The organism is Streptomyces sp. NBC_00569 (assembly GCF_036345255.1).
Classification (GTDB): domain Bacteria; phylum Actinomycetota; class Actinomycetes; order Streptomycetales; family Streptomycetaceae; genus Streptomyces.
The window spans coordinates 583,841-602,633 of sequence record NZ_CP107783.1 but is presented as its reverse complement, the minus strand read 5'-3'; the positions used below and the strand labels follow the sequence as shown (position 1 = coordinate 602,633).

Genomic DNA, 18,793 nt, shown 5'->3' with positions numbered 1-18,793 from the left:
GGTGGGCCGGTTCAGGTGAGGGCCAGGAGGCTGACGGCGACGGCCGCGGTGCCCAGGCCGACGAGCTGGCCGCGGTGGATGCGTTCGGCGAGCACACTCCGGGCGAGCAGCACCGTGCCGACCGGGTAGAGAGCTGTGATCACGGCGACGACCGTGAGGTCTCCGCTGCGGACGGCGATGAGGAACAGCAGGTTCGCCACCGAGTCCAGCACACCCGCCGCGGCCGACATGGCGTAGGCGGGCTTCTCGCGGCCGAGCCTGTGGCGCATGACTCCGGCCGCGGTCAGGGTGACCGCTGTCGAGACCGCCCTGCCGACGATGAGCGGGGCCACGCCGCTGTCCGCCGGCGCCTGGTGCAGGAAGACCAGCTGGAGGGCGATCGCGGCGCCCGCGCCGAACGCCAGCAGCAGCGCGGTGCGTGACGGACGTGCCGAGCCCGCGCCGTGCCCGGCGCTGACCAGCACGACGGCGATGAGGGCGAGCGGCAGGCCGAGCAGCCCGGCCGTGCCCAGCCGCTCGCCCTGCATCAGACCCACGCCGACCGGGAGCGCGGCGGACACCAGCGCGGTGACCGGGGACAGCACGTTCATCGGGCCGATGGCCAGGGTCTTGTAGAGGAGCGCGAACGCCACCGCCGAGGCGACGCCGGAGGCGGCACCCCAGCCCACGACGCCCGGGCCGAACGACGCGCCGAGCACGGGCCACAGCAGCAGCTCGACCGCGAGGCTGGCCGGGGCGGCGACCATCACGGTGCGCAGCACGTGCGCCTTTCGGGCACCGAGGCCGCCGAGGAAGTCGGCGCAGCCGTAGGCGAGTGAGCTGCCCAGAGCCAGCAGCAGAGCGATCACGGGTACATCCCTTAGTCTTGCAGCGGAACGACCAGACCGTACAACGGACCGACCGCGCTGTGTCAACCAACCGACCGGACGGTGCATTGCAGTGGTCCACCGGGGAGGATGGTGATCGGATGGCCGAGGCAGAGGAAGCCCTGCGCACGCTCGCGCACAACGTCAGGGCGGCCCGTACCCGAGCGGGCCTGTCCCTGGACGAACTCGGCCGGCGCGCCAAGGTCAGCAAGGGGGCCCTGGTCGGACTGGAGAAGGCTCAGGGCAACCCGAACTTCGCCACGCTGGTCCGGCTCGCCGACACCCTCGGCGTCTCGGTGTCCGCCCTGATGGAGGGGCCGGCCGAAGGGCGCGTTCGTGTCGTGACCGCCGGTGCCGTGATGCCGCTGTGGACGGGGGAGCGGGGCAGTGAGGCCCGGCTCATGCTGACGACCTCGAGCCCCGCCCCGGTCGAGGTCTGGCGCTGGCAGCTGGCACCCGGCGAGGCATATCCCAGCCACCCCCACCAGGCCGGAGTCGTCGAAACCGTCAGCGTCACCGCCGGAGAGATGATCCTCGAGGTCGATGGCACCGAGCACCCTGTCGAGGCCGGACAGACAGCCACCTTCGACGGCAACGCCCCCCACACCTACCGCGGTTCCGGCACGGAGACCTGCCATCTCATCATGACCGTCCACCTGCCGCCCGGCCCCGCGGGAACCGTCTGACGACCGGTGACGCGCCTTACGGCGCGCCTCGGCCCAGGCTGCGGGTCCGGGTGAGGATCTCGCGCAACTCCCGTACAGGGAGCTTCGGTTGACGGTCCGCCGAGAACAGGCCATTGATCTCCTGCTCCGTGTCGGTGAACTGGGTGAAGCAGAAACCGGCGAGCCCGGAGTCCACCGCGGCGCCCACCAGCCCGGCCAGCCGCTCGGCGAAGTCCTCCTTCGTGCTCACGGTGTCGTAGCCGAACCACTCGGCGCCCTCGGCCGGTTCGAAGGTGGCCCCGCCGAACTCACTCAGTACGACAGGCTGCCCCTGGTGGCGTACGCCGTCCAGGACGAGCCGCTTGGCACCCGGCCACTGCTCGACAATCTCGCCCTGCCGCAACGAGGAGCGCCCGTACCGCTCGCGCAGCACCTGAGCGTCCTGCGTGTAGTCGTGCACACCCCAGATGTCGGCGGCGGAGATCTCCCAACCGTCGTTGGACACGGAAGGACGCGACGGGTCGAGGGCTTTGGTCAGGTGGTAGAGGCTGTCCATGAAGTGCCGCTGGGCGGGGACGAGCGCCGGGTTCGGGACGGACCACGACTCGTTGACCGGGACCCACGCGACGATCGACGGGTGGCTGAGGTCGCGGGCGATCGCCTCGGTCCATTCGCCGACCACCCGCTCGACGGTCTGCGCACCGAACGTGTACGCCGACGGCATCTCCTCCCAGAGCATCAGACCGAGCCGGTCGGCCCAGTAGAGGAAGCGGGGATCCTCGATCTTCTGGTGGATGCGCAGCCCGTTGAGGCCGATGGACTTGGCCAGTTCGGCGTCGCGGCGCAACGCTTCGGACGGGGCCGCGAGATGGGATGCGGGCCAGTAGCCCTGCTGGAGCGCGAAGCGCAGGAAGTACGGCTTGTGGTTGAGCAGGAAGACGCCGTCGTCCCAGCCGATGTCGCGCAGCCCCAGGTAGGACGAGACGCGGTCGACGGGGGTGTCGTCGGCCGCGTCGTTCAGCGTCACGGTCGCGTCCACGAGATGCGGCCGGTCGGGGCTCCACAGCAGTTCGTCGAGGTCCTGAGCGTGCCGAAGGGCCGCTACGGCGACATCGAACTCCGTCTCCTGCCCGTCGGTCAGCGTGCGCTGCTCGGCGAGCACCCGATCGCCCCGGGTGAGGCGCACGGTGACGGCCGTCGGACGTTGCGGCCACTGGCTGAGCCGGATCCGGCAGCGGACGCGGGCGTGGGCGACGTCGGGGGTCCAGTGCAGTTGCGTGATGTGTGCGTCCGGGACGTCCTCCAGCCACACCGGCTGCCAGATCCCTGAGGTGCGGTGGTACCAGATGACGTGCGGATCGCGTCGCCAGTCCTGCTTGCCGCGAGGCTGCGCGGCGTCGAGCGGCTGGTCCTCGGCCCGGACGACGACGGTCTGCTCCCCGTCCTTGAGGACGGCGTCGGTGAGATCGCAGGAGAAGCCCGTGTGGCCGCCTTCGTGACGTCCTACGAGCTGTCCGTTCACCCACACCTCGGCTCGGTGGTCGACCGCGCCGAAGTGCAACAGGAGGCGCCGTCCCGAGGCCGGCCGGGTGACCTCGATCGTGCGCCGGTACCAGAGCACGGGGTGGAAGGAGGTGTCCGCGATGCCCGAGGCCTCGGACTCGGGCGGGTAGGGCACGGTGACGGTGGCGGTGAACGGCTCGGTGGTGTCCGGGTCCATCCAGCGGCCGGAGCGGCCGCGGTCCGCGTCGTCGTGGGCGAACTGCCACGGACCGCTCAGGTCACGCCAGTTGGGGTCACGGACGAGTTGCGGGCGCGGGTGGCCGGCGGCGTCCAGGTGCGGATAGGTCATGCGAGAACTCCCGTGGTGTCGTACGTGAGTGCAGAGGGGCGGGGCGCTACCGCGGGTCAGCCCGCGGGGGATCGGAGCTCCACGACCGTGGCGGCGAACGCCAGCGGCCCGGGCAGCAGCGGCGTCAGCAGGGGAATCGACCAGGCGAGGACCACGCTCAGGAGTACGGCGCCGGCGAGCAGGAAGGTGCCGCGCGGATCGGCGGCGCTGCGCAGAAGACCCTCCCGCGCGGACAGCCGATACGGGGCCTCCAGCGCGGTCGCGCGCAGCCCCACGACCATGGCGCCCAGCGTGAGCAGCGCCAGCACGGGCGACATGACGGCCGCTCCGGGCAGCGAACTGCGCAGCAGGGCGGCGTCGATCAGGAGGACCAGGGCGAGCAGCGGAGGAACGCACCCGGCGGCCAGTAACCGCGCGGTCAGTCGTGCGCGCAGGTGCCCGACGTACGTACCGGCTCTGACCGGGAGGCCGTGGTCGGCGGACTGACGAAGGGTGGCGGAGGCGGCGGCGAACGCGGCGGGTGCCGTGACCACCGGGAGGCAGGCCGCCGTGGTGAGCAGGCCGACCAGGAGGACGTCGGCGAAGAGGGAGAAGCTCGGCCCGAAGACCTCGCCGGGCTCCCGGCGATCGCGCCGAACCCGGCTGGAGGCGGTGGACGCGCCGGACGTGTGGGTCATGGCGGCTCAGCCCTTCAGCCCGGAGGTGGCCATGCCCTGCACGAGATAGCGCTGGAAGACGAAGAAGAACAGCACGATCGGCAGGACCGACATCACTGACATGGCGAACATGGGCCCGTACGCGGAGGTACTGGACTGGTCGACGAAGCTGCGCAGGGCGAGGGTGATGGTGAACTTCTCCGGCGCGAACAGATAGATCATCTGCGTGAAGAAGTCGTTCCATGTCCAGATGAACGTGAAGATGGCGGTGGTGATCAGCGCGGGCCGGGTCAGGGGGAGTGTGATCGACCAGTACGTGCGGAAGGCGCCGCAGCCGTCGATGCGGGCGGACTCCTCCAGCTCGCGCGGGAGGCCGCGCATGAACTGGACGACGAGGAACACGAAGAAGGCCTCGGTGGCGAGGAACTTGGGCAGGATCAGCGGCCAGTAGGTGTCCACCATGCCGAGGCGGTTGAAGATGATGTACTGCGGGATCAGGACGACGTGGTGCGGCAGCATCAGCGTCGCCACCATGAACGCGAACATCACCTTGCTCATGCGGAAGCGCAGCCGGGCGAAGGCGTAGGCGGCCAGGGAGCAGGAAAGGACGTTGCCCACGACGGCGCCGACCGCGATCAGCAGCGTGTTGCCGAGCAGCCGCGTGACGCTGATGCCCGAGACCCCGTCCAGGGCGGTCGTGTAGTTCGACCACTCCAGGTGGCTGGGCCACAGGTCGAGGCTCGTCACCACCTCGTCGGCCGGCTTGAGCGACGTGGCGAGGAGCCAGGCCAGCGGATACAGCAGTACGAGCAGGCCGACGGCCGCGACCGTGTGCGGCAGCCACCGCTTCGTGGCGATGTTCATCGGCCCTCCTCGTCCGCGTAGAAGACCCAGGACCGGGAGGTCCGGAAAAGGATCAGGGTGATCGCGGCGATGGCGATCAGCAGCATCCAGGCCATCGCCGCCGCGTAGCCCATGTGCGAGGCGGTGAAACCGCGTTCGTACAGGTAGAGCGTGTAGAACATGGTCGAGTCGGCGGGGCCGCCCTTGCCGCCGCTGATGACGAAGGCCGGAGTGAAGACCTGGAAGGAGTTGATGATCTCCAGCACCAGGTTGAAGAAGACGACCGGGGACAGCATCGGCACGGTGATGGAGACGAACTGCCGCCATCGGCCCGCGCCGTCGAGCGCCGCGGCCTCGTAGAGATCGGGCGAGATCTGCTGAAGGCCCGCCAAGAAGATCACCATGGGTGCCCCGAACTGCCACACCGTCAGCAGGACGACCACGTACACCGCGAGGTCGGGGTTGCCCACCCAGCCGCCGGCGTGAATGCCTACCGAGTCCAGAATGCCGGACACCGTGCCGCCGTCGTTGAACAGCGCGCGCCACACCAGGGCGATGGACATGCTCGCCCCGAGCAGGGACGGCGCGTAGAACGCGGAGCGGTAGAACGCCCGGCCGCGGTCGAGGTTCTTGAGCAGCGTCGCCACAGCGAGGGCGAGGCCCAGCTTCAGCGGGACGGCTACGACGACGTACAGCATCGTGGTGCCGACCGACCGCCAGTAGCGGGGGTCGTCGGTGAGCATCTCGGTGTAGTTGCGCAGGCCCACCCAGTGCGGCGGGTCGAACAGGTTGTAGTCCGTGAAGGACAGGTACAGGGAGACGGCCATCGGCACGAGGGTCAGGACGAGCGCGCCGATCATCCACGGGGTGAGGAACACATAGGCGGGCCACTGCCGTTCACGCACCTGGCGGCGCCGGCGGGACGGCGGATTCCGGTCCGTGGCGGGTGCGGGGCGCGCGGGTGCCCTGGTCGACACAGTGCTCATGACCTCAGCTCCCGGTTGGCCTCGTCGATGAGTTCGCGCGCCGCCTGGCGTGGTGTGGCCAGGCCGTACATCACGCGTTGGTATTCGCGGATGAACGCGGTCTGGACCGCGACATCGCCCCGTGGCGGTGCGGTGGGCGGGGCGTCCAGGCCGTACCTCTCCATGGTCTGCGCGTACTCGTAGATCTCCCGTTCGGGGCCCTTGAGCGTCTTGGCGACGCGGGCGGCGATCTTCCGGTTGGGCGGAGTGGAGCGGGAGAAGGCGAGGATGTCGCCGACCCTTTGGTCGTTGAGGAGGAAATCGACCAACTGGGCTGCCTCCTTGGGGTGTTCGCTGTGCGCTCCGATGCCGATGAGCATGCTCGGCTTGAAGTACGCGCCCTGGCGGCCGTCCGTCGTGGGGACCGGTGCGAAGTGGACGGAGTCGCCGAGCAGCACCGGGTAGCCGGGGAACGGCGCGTCCCAGGTGAAGTCGGCGGCGGCGAGGCCACGGCCTATCGGGCTCGTCTCGGTGCTGTTGGCCTGCACGGTGTCCCTGGCCTGGGCGATGGCGCCTTCCCTGCGGAGACGGTCGCAGAACGTCCAGAACGCGGTGAGGTCGTCCTCCGTGAACCCGAGTTCGGTCTGGCTCGCGTAGAGCTTCCCGCCGCGACTGCGCAGCCAGGTCTCGAACACGTCCTCGTTGCCCCCGCCGTCGTTGGCACCTGTGTAGGGGCGGCCGTCGGGGGACTTCAGCCCCAGCGCGGCGATCCCTTTGTTGGCCTTCTCCCAGTCCTGCCAGGTCCAACTGGGCTGTGGTGCCGGGATACCGGCCTTCTTGTACACGGCGGCGTCATAGGCGTATCCGGTGATGCCGCGGCCCATGGGGAGGGCGTACTGCCCGCCCTTGTACGTGCCGGTGCGCAGGAAGTCCCTGCTCATCTCGGACGTCCGGATCGTCTTGTCCTTCATGACGTCGTCCAGCGGCATCAGCGCGCCCCCGCCCGCGTACTGCGACACCTGCCGGTAGTCGAGCTGGGCCACGTCGGGCATGCCTCCGCCGGCGGCCTGCGTGGCCAGCTTCTGCAGGTAGGCGCCGAAGTCCCCGCTCGATGTGCGGACGGTGACGCCGGGGTGTTCCTTCTCGAAGAGCCGCACCGCCTGCTCGGTACGCGCGGCACGGTCGTCGTTGCCCCACCAGGAGAACGTGAGGGTGACGCCGCTGGACGTACTGCCGCTCGCGGTGGAGCAGGCCGAGAGCGTGGAGGTCAGGGCGGTACTGAGGCCGACGGCGGCCGCGGCCAGGACGGCCCGGCGGGGGAGTGGGCGCCGGCCGCTTCGGGGCTCGGGCATGGGGGGCCTTCCAGGGGACGGTGCGTGGATGGAGGGGGGGAGAGGGAGGGACGGCGGCGGCCCCGGGGCCGGACGTCAGATGCCGGGGTAGACGTCCAGCCGGCCGCACATGCCGAAGCGTCCGCGGGCGGTGGGCCCGGTCGCCGTCACCCTGGCTCGGTCGAGGTGTCCGGTGTCCTTCGCGCGCAGGGAGTCGAGTTGGGACCCGGTCGCCGCCGCCGCTGCGTGGGCGCCGTCCCTCCAGCGCTGCTCCCACGCGTCGAGGCGCGGGCGGATCAGCTCGGCGGCCGCCCGCTGGAACGCGGCCAGCGGTTCCGGATCGCCGCCCTCGGTGGCTTCGCGCAGTTCCAGGAACCGGCGGGTGGCCAGATCGCGCCGGGTACGAGCGATCGCCACCTGCTCGGCCTCGGGGACGTCGGCGGGGATACGGATCGCGGTCGCGTAGGTCTCGGCGTCGGTGAGGAGGCCCTGGGGGAGGGTGAGCACCGCGTCGCCCGCCTCCGGCAGGCCGCTGTTCTGCATCACGACGGTGATCTGGAGGCCGCCGTCATTGGTGAGGCGATGAATCGTGCCGGGCGTGAACCAGGCGACGGTGCCAGGCTCCAGCGGTGTCTCCTCGTAGCCGGAGGTGGTCAGGGTCTGCACCGTGCCCCGGCCGGCCGTCACCACATATCCCTCGCTGCACGTGAGGTGCAGGTGAGGGGTGCCGCCGCCGGGCCGGCCGTCGACCGTGGGCCAGTCGTAGACGGTCAGCCGGGACACACCCACCGCCGCCGGGAAGCCGTCGTACGTCGCGCTCACCACGCGTGTCCCCGCAGGTGCGCGGCGACCTGCTCGCGGTCCCAGGCGCCGTCGGCGACGGTCACACGGTAGCTCCGGGTGAGTGTGTCGCCGGGGGCGAGGACGAGTTCCTCGTGGAAGGCCCAGGAGGGCGCGACCGCGGCGAACGGGTCGCTGCGTACGAACCAGTGCGCCGGGTGGGTCCCCTTGTCGCCCGCGTGGTCGTTGGCCGGGGCGTGCTCGAAGACGACCGTGGCGTGGCCGTCGCGCCCGTCGTGCTCGCCGACGTACGCCAGCCAGGGGGCTTGGCTGCCCATCAGGTCGCCGCCGTCCGCTTCGGCGGTGAAGACTCGGCCGTCGCGGAAGGCCCGCGGTCCGCGCCAGAACAGGCCGGTGTATCCGGCGGCCGGGCGGCCATGGGTGGTGGGGCTGCCGAAGCGCAGCGGCTCGTCGCGCCGGTTGGTGACGGCCGAGGTCCAGGTCAGCGACCAGCTGCCGGTGTCCGCGTCCACGTCGCGCACCTCGATGCGGCGTTCCTCGTCCGCCCACAGCTCCTTGTCGTGCGGGTGCCAGGTCAGGCGCTCGGCGATGACGGCACGGCCGTCGGCGGCGGAGACCTCCTCGAAGGCGACGTGGGCCATCGAGCCGACCTTCTCGGGCAGGGCGAGGTAGCCGTCACCGTGCACGTAGGTGTTGCCGCCCCAGAGGTTCTGGCCCGACAGGTGGGAGGCCGTCAGCTGCAGTCCTTTGTGCCACCGGTGGTCGTTGGGCCGGTAGTCGGTGACCACCGCGCCGGACAGGGTGCGGATCGGGTGCAGATACGGCTTGGGGGCCTCCCAGGCGGCTTCGGGCCGGTACACGTAGGCGAGGAGCTCGGTGCCGGTGGCCGCGTGAGCGACGGTGATGCGGTCGCCGTGGGCATGGGTCAGTGCGAGCGTCATGCGGGGTCCTCTTCCTGGTGGGGTGCGGCCGGTGCCCAGCCCGGGGCGTCGCCGTGCAGGGCGGTGTAGTAGGGGTCGCCGGGGCCTATGTCACCGGCGTGGACGGGCGTGTCGGTGAACGCGGACTTGTACAGGGCGGTGATGAACTCGAGCGTGCGGCGTCCGCCGGCGCCGCTGGTGGCGTGGCGCCGTCCGGCCCTGATATCGGCGACGAGCGACCGCAGTTGGGCGAGGTGCGAACTGGGCTCGTCCTCACCGAAGTCGTGCCAGCCGGCCACGGTCTCCTCGGGGACACCGGGAGCGGGCGTGATGCGCCAGTCGGCGTTGCGGTAGCCGTACAGGTGCGTCAGCTCGACGGTCGCGAGCTCGCAGTCGATACGGATGCGGCTGACCTCGTCGGGGCTGAGCACGCTGTTGACGACCGTGCCGACGGCACCGTCGGCGAACCGGATCTGGGCGGTGGACACGTCCTCGGTCTCCACGTCGTGCACGAGGCGGGCCGCCATGCCGCGGACCTCGGTCCACGGCCCCATCAGATCCAGCAGCAGATCCGTCTGATGGATGCCGTGCCCCATGGCCGGGCCGCCGCCCTCGGTCGCCCAACGGCCGCGCCACGGCACGGAGTAGTAGGCCGTGTCGCGGTACCACGTGGTCTGGCAGTGCGCGACCAGCGGGCGGCCGAACGCGCCCTCGCGCAGCAGGCGGCGCACGTGCCGGGCGCCGGAACCGAAGCGGTGCTGGAAGACGATCGACGCGTACGGGTCCCCGTCGCCGCCCTTCTCCTCCGCCCCCACGGCGTCGTAGTCGGCCAGCGAGGGGCACGGCGGCTTCTCGCACCACACCCAGGCACCGGCTCGCAGGGCCGCGACGGACTGTTCGCGGTGAACGGCGGGCGGGGTGCACAGCACCACGAGGTCCGGTCGGACTTCGGCGAGCATCGTGTCGAGGTCCGTGGACGCGTAGGGGATCCGGAACGTGTCGGCGAACGCGCGGACCGCGGTGTCGTCCACGTCGACCACGGCCACGACGTCCGTCTCCCCTTCCGCGGCCAGCGTCCGCAGGGCGGGCAGATGACTGGACCGTGCGATACCCCCCGCGCCGACGACGGCCGCGCGCAGCGGACGGTGGGGACGATCTGGAGACATGGGGACCCTCTCGAGAGGCGGACGGCAAGCGCTTGCCGTGAGGTGGTTCCAACGTTGTAACTGCCGTCTGTCCGCAGGGTCAACCCCCTCGTCGGGAAAGAGTTCCAGGCAGTCGCAACGCTGGTGTGTCGTGCTCACAGGTGCATAATCTGGAGGGACTTCGAGTACGGGGGGCTGATCAGTGGCAGCAGTGACACTCAAGGACGTGGCGGAGCGCGCGGAGGTGTCGATCAAGACAGTGTCCAACGTTGTACGCGGTGCGCCGAAGGTGTCGGAGGCGACGCGGGCACGGGTGATGCGCGCAGTGGTGGAACTCGGCTACCGGCCCAATCCGTCGGCGCGAAGACTGAGGACCGGGCGCAGCGGTCTCATCGCGCTGGCCGTCCCCGACCTCGCGACGCCCTACTTCGCGGAGCTCGCGCACCACGTGAGAACAGAGGCCGCGGCGCTGGGATTCACCGTCCTGATCGAGGAGACGCTGGGGGACGCCAAGGAGGAGCTGCGCCTGGCGACCGGTGTCGGCGCGTCGTTGCTGGACGGCGTGATCCTGTCGCCGCTGCACGTCTCGCCCGCCGAACTCGCCTTTGTCGCCGACGAGTTCCCCCTGGTCCTGCTCGGCGAGCGCAGTTACGAACGCGATCGCGTCGTCGCCGACCACGTCCTGATCGACAACGTCGCCGCGGCTCGCGAGGCCACCGCGCATCTGGCCGGTCTCGGCCGCACCAGGATCGCCGCCATCGGCGTCGACCGCCCGGCGTCCGCGACCAGCCGCCAGCGTCTCGAGGGATTCCAACTCGCTCTGCATGAGGCCGGGTTGACATACGACCCGAGACTTTCGCCGCAGGTGACAGAGTTCGACCGCCGCAACGGACTCCTGGCGATGCGCACCCTGATCGGCCTGCCGGCGGATGTGCGGCCCGACGCGGTCTTCTGCTTCAGCGACCTGCTGGCGACCGGAGCCCGACGGGCCGCGTTCGAAGCGGGCCTGCACATCCCCGGGGACATCGCCTTGGCGGGCGTCGACGGATCCGAGGAAGCCCGCTTCGGCACGCCCTCCCTCACATCGGTGGTTCCCGACAAGGCCGCGATCGCTTCCCTGGCCGTGAAATGTCTGGCGACCCGCATCCGCGCGGACGAGGCCCCGCCCTTCGAGGTGCACATGGCCCCCCACTGGCTGGAGGTACGGGAGTCCACGAGCGGTGAGCGGCAGCCGCTCACCGCCCCCTGAAGGGACCGCCCGCGGCCCGCGCATGCGGGCCGCAGGCGGCCAGGGAAGGGTGGGAGGCCGTGCGTGAAAACCGGCGGATTCAGGGACGGCCCTCACTCATGAGTGACCCGCACCGGCTCGAAGGACACGGCGGTCTGCGGTCCGTCGGCCCACCGCACCCTCAACTCCCCGTCGTGGACGAGCACTTCGGACACCGCTTCGGCGAGCGGCGCGCTCGGCTCGTCGGCGCTCAACGACGCCAGCGCCACGAACACCGCTGTTCCCTCGGAGGTGGCCGAGAGTCGCGGCACCCGCACCCACGGCTCGTAAGCCGTCCCCTGAGGCGCCCGCACCTCGTCCCGCTCGCCCCATCCGTACAGGCCGTGCAGCTGTGAGCTCAGGGCGTCCGAGGCCCAGCCGGTGAGCGTGACCCCCGCTCCGTGCGGCGCCCCCACGACCCGGTGCACCCGCAGCTCGTACCGGCCCCGGGCCACGGTCACGCTCTCCACCCGCAGCCCCGGCACCATGGGCGCGCCCGAGGCGAACACCGGAAGGTGCGAGGAAGCGGCCCAGCCCCACCCGTCGCCCTGTCCCGCGCCCAGGGGTCGGATCCGGCGCCGCACGCTCGCGACGCCGGCGATCACGACCGACAGGTGGTTGTCGGCGACGTTCGTCCGGGACGTCGGCCCTGTGTGCGTCGAGTACGCGTGACGGCCGTAGAGCGGGTCCTCCTGCGCGGCCGACTCCGCCTCGTGCGGGCGGACATGGTCGCTGCCGTGGTTGTGGAGCCGTACGATCCCGTCGGCCTGGGTCGACTGGACGAGCAGCCCCGGCGCGGGCAGCGCGAGCACCCGGTCCGGGCCCTCGCTCGGCGCGGGTTCCTCCGTCGCCGTCCACAGCGGGTCGTCCTCCGGCGCGAGCAGCGACACGAACCCCTTCGACGCCCAGTACGGGGACGCCGGCCCCGAGTAGGTCTGCAGCGTCGCGTCGTGCGGGCCGTGCCAGCCCAGGCTCAGCAGCCCGTCGTCCGTCACTCCGCCCCGGTCGAGGAAGTAGCGCAGATTCGCGCTGATGAGGCGGCGTGACGTGCCGGGCGTCAGCGGGGTGTGGCCGGTGACGGCTCCGATGCCGACCGCCGCCGACGCCGCGAACCGGTAGGTCAGTGAACGCCCGAAGTGGATCGGCGCCCCGTCGGCGCCGAAGAGCAGCGAGAACCCTTCGAGGTGCTCGCGCAGCCGCGGCCCGAACCGCGCGGCCAGCGCGGTGTCTCCGGACAGGTGCGCGTGCAGCAGGGGATAGAGGTGCAGCGCCCAGCCGTTGTAGTGGTCGAAGGCCCGCCCGTCGCCGTCCGCGTACCAGCCGTCGCCCCGGTACCACGTCTCCATCAGCCCGAGTGCCCGTTCCATGGCGCGCGTCGTGGCCTCGTCGCCGCGGCCGACCGACTCCAGGAAGGACGCCACCGTGAACGGGAACAGATACCAGTTGTTGGGCGCGGGCGTGTGGTCGATCGCCCCGCGCAGCCAGGTCTCCGCCCGGTCCTGCACGTCGCTGTCGAGCTGGTCCCACAGCCATGGCCGGGTCAGCGACAGTCCGAGTGCCACGGACGCCGACTCGACCATCGGCTGGCCCTGCACATGGTGGTCGAGGATCAGCGGCCATGATTCGGCGTCGTCCCGGCCGGGCGTCCGGGTGCCCGCCGTCAGGCCCTGCGCGTACCGCTCCAGCCAGCCGTGCGGGTCCTTTCCGCCGGCGCCCGCGACTCGGAAGCCCGCCGCCAGGAACGTACGGGCGAAGCCTTCGAGGCCGTCCGAGCGGACCCCGGACCCGGACGGGCGGCCCGGCAGGTCGAGCAGGGCGCCCCCGGGTGTCGCCCAGCGCCACGCGGCACCGAGCAGCCCGTCGGCGACGGCCTCCCAGTGCGCGCGCGTGTACCCGGTGATCGGGCTCAACTCACGGTCTTCTTCGGGCAGTTCGAACGGGATGGTCATGCGAGGAACGCCAGCCTTTCGCGTCGTACGGGGTGGGCGAAGCCGTCGCCCGCGGCCCACCGGGCCACCTCGCCGACGGCGGTGTCGGCGAGGCGTTCCCACTCGTTGCCCTGGGAACCCGCGAGGTGGGGGGTGATGAGTGCGTTCGGGCAGTCCCACAACGGGTGCGTCGCGGGCAGGACCTCGGGGTCCGTCACGTCGAGGACCGCGCCGATGAGGCCCGCGCGCACCACGTCGGTGAGCGCTTCCTGGTCGACGACGGCGCCGCGTGAGGTGTTGATGAGGGTGGCCCCCGGTCGCATGGAGCCGAGCAGTTCCCTGCTCACGAGGCCGCGCGTGGCCGGCAGCAGCGGCGTGTGCACGCTCAACAGGTCGCTGCGTGCGAAGAGCTCGGACAGCTCCACCCACTCGACGCCCAGTTCGGCGGCCTCCGCCCCGGTGATGTACGGGTCGTGCAGCAGTACCTCGAAGTCGAAGGGCCGCAGCAGCTCGATCACCCGGCGGCCGATCAGGGACGCGGACAGCAGGCCCACCGTGCGACGGTAGTTACCCACCTCTTGCGTGGTGAGCAGCCAGTTGTCGCGCTCTCGGGTCCGCCGGAAGTCGTCGGCCCGTGCCAGGACGTTCTTTCCGTGCAGCAGGATCATCGCGAGGGTGTACTCCGCGACCGGCAGCGCGTTGGCCGCGGCCGCCGACGACACCTCGACGCCCCGCTGCCAGCAGGCATCGGAGACATGCCCGCGCACCGAACCAGCCGCGTGCACCACGGCCTGGAGGCGCGGAGCCGCTGCCAGTACGTCCGCGTCGAGCCGCGGACAGCCCCAGCCGGTGACGAGAACCTCGGTGCCGGCGAGGACCTTCTTGGCCCGTACGGTCGTCAGGTCGTCCAGGACGGGCAGCGGCGCCAGGTCGCACACCTCCGCGAGCGCGGCCACGGACCGCGGCGTGAAGACGGCCGCCGCGGCCTGGGGGGACATGGCCAACGCCACGCGGGGCTTGCTCACTTGACCGCCCCCGCCGTCAGGCCGGACCGCCAGAACCGCTGGAGGAAGATGAACGCGAGGACGAGAGGAAGGACCGCCAGGAGCGAACCCATGATCACCACCGGATAGTACTCGGGCGAGACGGTCGCCTGGCTGTTCCACTGGAACAGGCCCAGGCTGACGGGATAGAGCTTCTGGTTGGACAGCATCACCATCGGCAGGAAGAAGTTGTTCCAGATCGCGGTGAGCTGGAACAGGAAGACCGTGATCAGGCCGGGGCCGAGCATCCGCAGCGCGACGCGGACGTACGTCGTCAGCTCACCGGCGCCGTCGACCCGGGCCGCCTCCAGGACCTCGTCGGGCACATAGCCCTGGGCGAAGATCCGGCCCAGGTACACGCCGAACGGGTTGAACAGGACCGGGATGAACACCGACCAGAACGTGTTGACGACGCCCGTCGCCGAGGCGATCAGGTACAGCGGCAGCGCGAGCACCGTCTGCGGCACCATCACCGCGGCCAGGACGAGCCCGAACAGCTTCTCCTTGTGCCGGAAGTGGTACTTGTCGAAGGCGTAGCCGCAGGCGACGCTGATCATCGCGCCCAGCGCGGCGCCGAGCACCGCGTACAGCAGGCTGTTGCCGTACCAGCGGCTGTAGAGCCCGCCGTCCATCGCGAACAGGTCCTTGACGTTCTGGACGAACGAGAAGTCCTTGAAGGAAAGGATGTTGCTGCTGAACAGCGCGTCGCGGGACTTGCCGGCGGCGAGCACCAGCCACAGGGCCGGCAGCATGGTGTAGAGGACGGAGATCGCGACGACCACGTTGACGGTCGTCCGGCCCAGCAGACGGGGACGCAGCAGGGTGGACCTGCTCAGCTCGGCAGTGGTCATCGGGCGCTCTCCTCGGCCGAGTTGACGCGGTTGGTCCAGCGGGTGACGCCGTAGGAGACGGCGATCGTGATGATGAGGAGGATCACCGAGGCTGCGGCCGCGAGCGAGTAGTTGTTGCGGCTGAACGCCGCGTCGTAGATGTACATGCTCGGCGAGAACCGGGCATCGACGACCTGCGAGCCCGCGCGCAGCAGCATCGGTTCGGTGAACAGCTGCAGAGCCCAGATGAGTGTGAACATCGCGACCATGACGATCGAGGAGCGCACCAGCGGCGCCTTCACCTGGAGGGCGGTGCGCACCGGACCCGCCCCGTCGACCACCGACGCCTCCAGGACCTCCCGGGGGACCGCCTGCAGGGCCGCGTAGAAGACGACCATGTTGTAGCCGAGGTTGCTCCACACCGCGATGTTCACGATCGACGGGATCGCGGTGTGCAGGCCCAGGAAGTTGACGGTGATGTCGGCCTTGCCGAGCACGTCGATGATGGGGCTGATGCCGGGGGTGTAGAGGTACAGCCAGATCAGCGCGGCGATGATGCCGGGCACCGCGTGCGGCAGGAACAGGCCCAACTGGGCCCAGGAACGCAGCCGTACGAGACCCGAGTCGAGCAGCAGCGCCAGCGCCAGCGAGCCGATGGTCATCACCGGGATATAGATCAGGCAGTACAGGGCGACCGTGCCGAGGCCGGACAGGAACGACGGGTCCGTGAGTACGGCGGCGTACGAGCGCAGGCCGACGAAGACCGTGCGCTCCGCGCCGAAGCCGAGGCCCGGCTGGTCGTCGCTGAAGAAGCTCAGCCAGACGGCCGTGCCGACCGGGATCAGGAAGACGAGCGTGAGCAGCACGAAGAACGGGGCCATCAGGACGCCCGCGGCGCCGCCCCGGCGGCGCTTGGCCGCGCGCTGCGCCGTGCGCCGGGAGCTGTCCGCCTCCCGCGGGGGAGCCGCCGCCGTGGCGGGGACCTGGGTTGTCGCGGTCATGGGACTCACCTGCCTTTCGGGGTGCGGGCGTTCACGTGGAGTGCTGGGTGGTCTTGAGGCCGAGGGCCTTGAGGTCGGGCATCGTGCCGTCCTGCGCGGCGCGCATGGAGGACTCGATCGTGCCGGAGCCCGCCGCCGCCCGGGCGAAGGCGTCCGACATGACCTGCCCGGTCGCGGTCATCCGCGGTCCCCAGACCCAGCCGTCGCTGATCTTCTGGGCCTCGTTCTCGAACAGCGTGTAGATGTCCTGCCCGCCGTAGTACGAGCGGTCGAAGGCGGCACGGCCCTCCTTGATCAGCTCGGTCACGGCCGGATACTGGCTGCTCGCGCCGCTGGACAGGCGGGCCTTGATCGCGTCGGGGCTGGAGACCTGCCACTCGATGAACTCCATGGCGGCCTCGGGGTGCTTGCTGTCCTTGGTGATCGCGAACGTCGAGCCGCCCTGGGTGCCGAGCGCCGGCTTCGCCGGGTCCCACTGGGGCTGCGGGGCAATCCGCCACAGGCCCTTCTGCTGGGGGCGCGCATTCATCTGAGCACCCGCGTCCCAGGCGCCGCTGTGCCGGGTCAGGACGAGACTGTTGCCGACCTGGGCGTCCGCCTCGCGACTGTTGGGGGGATTGACGTAGACGAGGTCCTCGTCGATGAGCCGCTGCCAGTACTGGCAGACGCGGCGCGTGGGGGCGTCGGCGAGCGACACGTTCCAGGCGCCCTTCGAGGTGTCGAACCAGTGCGCACCGGCCCCCCAGCACCAGCCCGAGAACTGACCCATGTCCGTGGAGAAGAAGGTCGCCCTGCGCTTGCCGCCGGTGCGCCGGACGGCGCGTGCCAGATCGGTGTACTCGTCCCACGTGGTGGGAACCTCGAAGCCGTACTTGTCGAAGAGGTCCTTGCGGTAGTGCAGGACCATCGGTTCGACGTCGAGGGGCACGCTGTACGTGCGCCCCTCGAACGTCGTCAGGCCGAGCGCCTGCGGCAGCAGTTTGGCCTTGAGCTTGTCGCTGATCACGTCCGTGATGTCGCGGGCCACACCGTCGATCGCGTAGCCCGGGACCTGCGGGTACTCGATGGTGGCGACGTCGGGCGCGTTGCCCGCGCGAGCCGCGTTGCTGAGCTTGAGATATCCGCCGGAGGTGCCGGAAGGTATCTGTTCGAATGCGACCTGGATGGTGTCGTGCGTCTTGTTGAACGCGTCCACCACTTCCTGGCTGCCGCGCAGCGCGGACCAGAACGTGATGGTGGTCTTGCCTTTGGTACCTGACTTACTGGTGCTCTGCGACGCGCTGTCGTTCCCGCTGCAGGCGCTCAGGGCGCCCGTCAGGGGCAGCGCGGTGATCGCGGCGAGCACCGATCGACGGCTCTGTCGACCAGGCATGGGCGCCTCCCGCGGCTCCTGCGTGTTCGAGTCACGGGAATCCTGATCGGCTGACCGGACGTGGTCAATAGATCGATCAGAAGAAAATGAAACGGTCAAACGCTCATCATGAAGCGGGAGTTGTGCCGGACGTTCCTGTGGCGTCGGATGCCTGCGAATCCGCGGTGTTCGGGGCCTGCGTCGAACCGCGCACCTTCAACGTGGGCAACAGCTCCAGGCGCCGCGCCGGCCCGGCCCCGGAGGCTGGCGCCTGTCCGCCGAGCCGCTGAAGGAGCATCTCGGCCGCCGCCCGGCCCACCTCGGCCTTCGGCGGGGAGACGGCCGAGAGCGGGGTGCTGCCGAGCCCCGCCACCACATCGTCGTACGCGATCACGGAACAGTCCTCCGGGACCCGCACGCCACCGTCGCGCAGCGACTGCACCAGCATGAGCGCGTCCACATCACCGTGCAGCACGGCCGCCGTGGCCCCCGACTCGGCGAGCAACGACGGGAGTTCGATGGGCTTCTCCTCCGTCTCCGCCGCCGGGTCGGGGGCAGCCCCGGGCGAGCTGAGCGCCACCGCCCACTTGTCCACATCCGGATGGTCCGCGGCGATCTCGACGAACGCCGCACGCAGGGCACGGGCGGTGGGGCTGTCGTCCCTGGCGGCGAGCACGATGCGCCGGTGGCCGAGCCCGGTGAGGTGTTCGACGGCGAGATGGATGCCGTACCAGTGATCGGTGCAGACCGTGTCCACGGTGTGCAGCTCACTGCCGCGCCGGGGCCTGCGCTCCATCACGACCGCGGGCACCGGCAGCCGCGAGAGCCAGGCGTAGTCGGCCTCCTCCGTCTCCCTGCTGCGCCACCGTGGCGCGATGAGCAGTCCGCGGGCGCCCGCCGCCAACGCCTGTTCCACGATGGGCTGTTCGGCTCCCGCGACGGCCGGGGCGATGTGCAGCGCGATGCGGATGCCCGCTTCCTCGAACGCGGTCCGGGCGCCGTGCAGCGCCTCGTACAGATACGAGTGGCGCTCGGGGACGACGACCGCGACCGGACCGCCGTCGGCCGCCGGTTCGAGGGGGACGGCGGGCCGTCCCGTCTCGGGCAGCACCGGGCGGGCGACGCCGTGACCACGGCGCAGCTTGCCCTCCCTGGCGAGTTCCTCGACATCGCGGCGCAGGGTCACCACCGACACGGCGAGCTCCGCGGCGAGATCACTCACCCGCGTCGCCCCGCGCGACTGCACCACGGCGAGAATCCGCTGCCGCCTGAGATCGACCGGCTCACGCATGCTGATGGCCCCCTCGACACCCGCTGTTCGTTTGAGCG

General features: G+C 70.7%; 17 protein-coding genes. 2 read left to right on the top strand and 15 right to left on the bottom strand.

The window, feature by feature from the left end; all coding sequences use genetic code 11:
- Positions 1-11 precede the first annotated feature (11 nt).
- A complete protein-coding gene (locus OHO83_RS02810) occupies positions 12-848 on the bottom strand; it encodes an EamA family transporter (RefSeq protein WP_266679268.1) in 837 nt (278 codons plus the stop codon).
- Between the two features lie 119 nt (positions 849-967).
- Between OHO83_RS02810 and OHO83_RS02805 the strand changes: the two genes are divergently transcribed.
- Positions 968-1,552, top strand: coding sequence for a helix-turn-helix domain-containing protein (locus tag OHO83_RS02805; protein ID WP_330278568.1), 585 nt, complete (start codon positions 968-970; stop codon positions 1,550-1,552).
- A 16-nt stretch (positions 1,553-1,568) separates the two neighbouring features.
- On the opposite strand, the gene OHO83_RS02800 is transcribed toward OHO83_RS02805, so the two are convergent.
- From OHO83_RS02800 to OHO83_RS02765, 8 genes are all read right to left on the bottom strand, one after another.
- Positions 1,569-3,383 (bottom strand): sugar-binding domain-containing protein, encoded by a 1,815-nt coding sequence (locus OHO83_RS02800; RefSeq protein ID WP_330278567.1) that lies wholly within the window; start codon positions 3,381-3,383, stop codon positions 1,569-1,571.
- Between the two features lie 56 nt (positions 3,384-3,439).
- Positions 3,440-4,060, bottom strand: coding sequence for a hypothetical protein (locus OHO83_RS02795; protein ID WP_330278566.1), 621 nt, complete (start codon positions 4,058-4,060; stop codon positions 3,440-3,442).
- A 6-nt stretch (positions 4,061-4,066) separates the two neighbouring features.
- A complete protein-coding gene (locus tag OHO83_RS02790) occupies positions 4,067-4,903 on the bottom strand; it encodes a carbohydrate ABC transporter permease (RefSeq protein ID WP_330278565.1) in 837 nt (278 codons plus the stop codon).
- Positions 4,900-5,868: a carbohydrate ABC transporter permease gene (locus OHO83_RS02785; RefSeq protein WP_330278564.1), complete on the bottom strand. Its 969-nt coding sequence runs from the start codon at positions 5,866-5,868 to the stop codon at positions 4,900-4,902. Before OHO83_RS02785 ends, OHO83_RS02790 begins: the two co-directional genes overlap by 4 nt.
- Positions 5,865-7,199, bottom strand: coding sequence for an ABC transporter substrate-binding protein (locus OHO83_RS02780; protein ID WP_330278563.1), 1,335 nt, complete (start codon positions 7,197-7,199; stop codon positions 5,865-5,867). Before OHO83_RS02780 ends, OHO83_RS02785 begins: the two co-directional genes overlap by 4 nt.
- A gap of 75 nt (positions 7,200-7,274) precedes the next feature.
- Positions 7,275-8,003: a cupin domain-containing protein gene (locus OHO83_RS02775; RefSeq protein WP_330278562.1), complete on the bottom strand. Its 729-nt coding sequence runs from the start codon at positions 8,001-8,003 to the stop codon at positions 7,275-7,277.
- Positions 7,997-8,920 (bottom strand): PmoA family protein, encoded by a 924-nt coding sequence (locus tag OHO83_RS02770; protein WP_330278561.1) that lies wholly within the window; start codon positions 8,918-8,920, stop codon positions 7,997-7,999. The genes OHO83_RS02775 and OHO83_RS02770 overlap by 7 nt, the downstream gene beginning before the upstream one ends.
- Complete coding sequence (locus tag OHO83_RS02765) at positions 8,917-10,065, bottom strand: Gfo/Idh/MocA family protein (RefSeq protein ID WP_329431887.1); 1,149 nt, start codon at positions 10,063-10,065, stop codon at positions 8,917-8,919. The genes OHO83_RS02770 and OHO83_RS02765 overlap by 4 nt, the downstream gene beginning before the upstream one ends.
- 181 nt (positions 10,066-10,246) lie before the next feature.
- Between OHO83_RS02765 and OHO83_RS02760 the strand changes: the two genes are divergently transcribed.
- Complete coding sequence (locus OHO83_RS02760; protein WP_330278560.1) at positions 10,247-11,293, top strand: LacI family DNA-binding transcriptional regulator; 1,047 nt, start codon at positions 10,247-10,249, stop codon at positions 11,291-11,293.
- A 92-nt stretch (positions 11,294-11,385) separates the two neighbouring features.
- On the opposite strand, the gene OHO83_RS02755 is transcribed toward OHO83_RS02760, so the two are convergent.
- From OHO83_RS02755 to OHO83_RS02730, 6 genes are all read right to left on the bottom strand, one after another.
- Positions 11,386-13,260, bottom strand: a complete 1,875-nt coding sequence (locus tag OHO83_RS02755; RefSeq protein WP_330278559.1) for a DUF2264 domain-containing protein — start codon at positions 13,258-13,260, stop codon at positions 11,386-11,388.
- Entirely contained in the window at positions 13,257-14,237 is a 981-nt protein-coding gene (locus OHO83_RS02750; protein WP_266680268.1) for a hydroxyacid dehydrogenase, read from the bottom strand. The genes OHO83_RS02755 and OHO83_RS02750 overlap by 4 nt, the downstream gene beginning before the upstream one ends.
- Before the next feature lie 23 nt (positions 14,238-14,260).
- Positions 14,261-15,133 carry a carbohydrate ABC transporter permease gene (locus OHO83_RS02745; RefSeq protein WP_266679290.1) on the bottom strand — a complete coding sequence of 291 codons (873 nt, stop codon included), beginning with the start codon at positions 15,131-15,133 and terminating at the stop codon, positions 14,261-14,263.
- Positions 15,130-16,113, bottom strand: a complete 984-nt coding sequence (locus OHO83_RS02740) for a carbohydrate ABC transporter permease (protein WP_266679292.1) — start codon at positions 16,111-16,113, stop codon at positions 15,130-15,132. Before OHO83_RS02740 ends, OHO83_RS02745 begins: the two co-directional genes overlap by 4 nt.
- Before the next feature lie 31 nt (positions 16,114-16,144).
- On the bottom strand, positions 16,145-17,485 hold the full coding sequence (locus tag OHO83_RS02735) for an ABC transporter substrate-binding protein (RefSeq protein ID WP_266679294.1): 1,341 nt from the start codon (positions 17,483-17,485) through the stop codon (positions 16,145-16,147).
- A 106-nt stretch (positions 17,486-17,591) separates the two neighbouring features.
- The gene (locus OHO83_RS02730) at positions 17,592-18,755 is read right to left on the bottom strand and encodes a substrate-binding domain-containing protein (RefSeq protein ID WP_266679296.1); all 1,164 of its coding nucleotides are present in this window, start codon (positions 18,753-18,755) and stop codon (positions 17,592-17,594) included.
- Positions 18,756-18,793: the final 38 nt, after the last annotated feature.

What these genes read in the sequence shown, in the direction of transcription:
- OHO83_RS02805 (WP_330278568.1), top strand. Translation starts at nt 968, where the DNA reads ATGGCCGAGGCAGAGGAAGCCCTGCGCACGCTCGCGCACAACGTCAGG.
- OHO83_RS02800 (WP_330278567.1), bottom strand. Translation starts at nt 3,383, where the DNA reads ATGACCTATCCGCACCTGGACGCCGCCGGCCACCCGCGCCCGCAACTC.
- OHO83_RS02795 (WP_330278566.1), bottom strand. Translation starts at nt 4,060, where the DNA reads ATGACCCACACGTCCGGCGCGTCCACCGCCTCCAGCCGGGTTCGGCGC.
- OHO83_RS02790 (WP_330278565.1), bottom strand. Translation starts at nt 4,903, where the DNA reads ATGAACATCGCCACGAAGCGGTGGCTGCCGCACACGGTCGCGGCCGTC.
- OHO83_RS02785 (WP_330278564.1), bottom strand. Translation starts at nt 5,868, where the DNA reads ATGAGCACTGTGTCGACCAGGGCACCCGCGCGCCCCGCACCCGCCACG.
- OHO83_RS02780 (WP_330278563.1), bottom strand. Translation starts at nt 7,199, where the DNA reads ATGCCCGAGCCCCGAAGCGGCCGGCGCCCACTCCCCCGCCGGGCCGTC.
- OHO83_RS02770 (WP_330278561.1), bottom strand. Translation starts at nt 8,920, where the DNA reads ATGACGCTCGCACTGACCCATGCCCACGGCGACCGCATCACCGTCGCT.
- OHO83_RS02765 (WP_329431887.1), bottom strand. Translation starts at nt 10,065, where the DNA reads ATGTCTCCAGATCGTCCCCACCGTCCGCTGCGCGCGGCCGTCGTCGGC.
- OHO83_RS02755 (WP_330278559.1), bottom strand. Translation starts at nt 13,260, where the DNA reads ATGACCATCCCGTTCGAACTGCCCGAAGAAGACCGTGAGTTGAGCCCG.
- OHO83_RS02750 (WP_266680268.1), bottom strand. Translation starts at nt 14,237, where the DNA reads ATGTCCCCCCAGGCCGCGGCGGCCGTCTTCACGCCGCGGTCCGTGGCC.
- OHO83_RS02745 (WP_266679290.1), bottom strand. Translation starts at nt 15,133, where the DNA reads ATGACCACTGCCGAGCTGAGCAGGTCCACCCTGCTGCGTCCCCGTCTG.
- OHO83_RS02740 (WP_266679292.1), bottom strand. Translation starts at nt 16,113, where the DNA reads ATGACCGCGACAACCCAGGTCCCCGCCACGGCGGCGGCTCCCCCGCGG.
- OHO83_RS02735 (WP_266679294.1), bottom strand. Translation starts at nt 17,485, where the DNA reads ATGCCTGGTCGACAGAGCCGTCGATCGGTGCTCGCCGCGATCACCGCG.
- OHO83_RS02730 (WP_266679296.1), bottom strand. Translation starts at nt 18,755, where the DNA reads ATGCGTGAGCCGGTCGATCTCAGGCGGCAGCGGATTCTCGCCGTGGTG.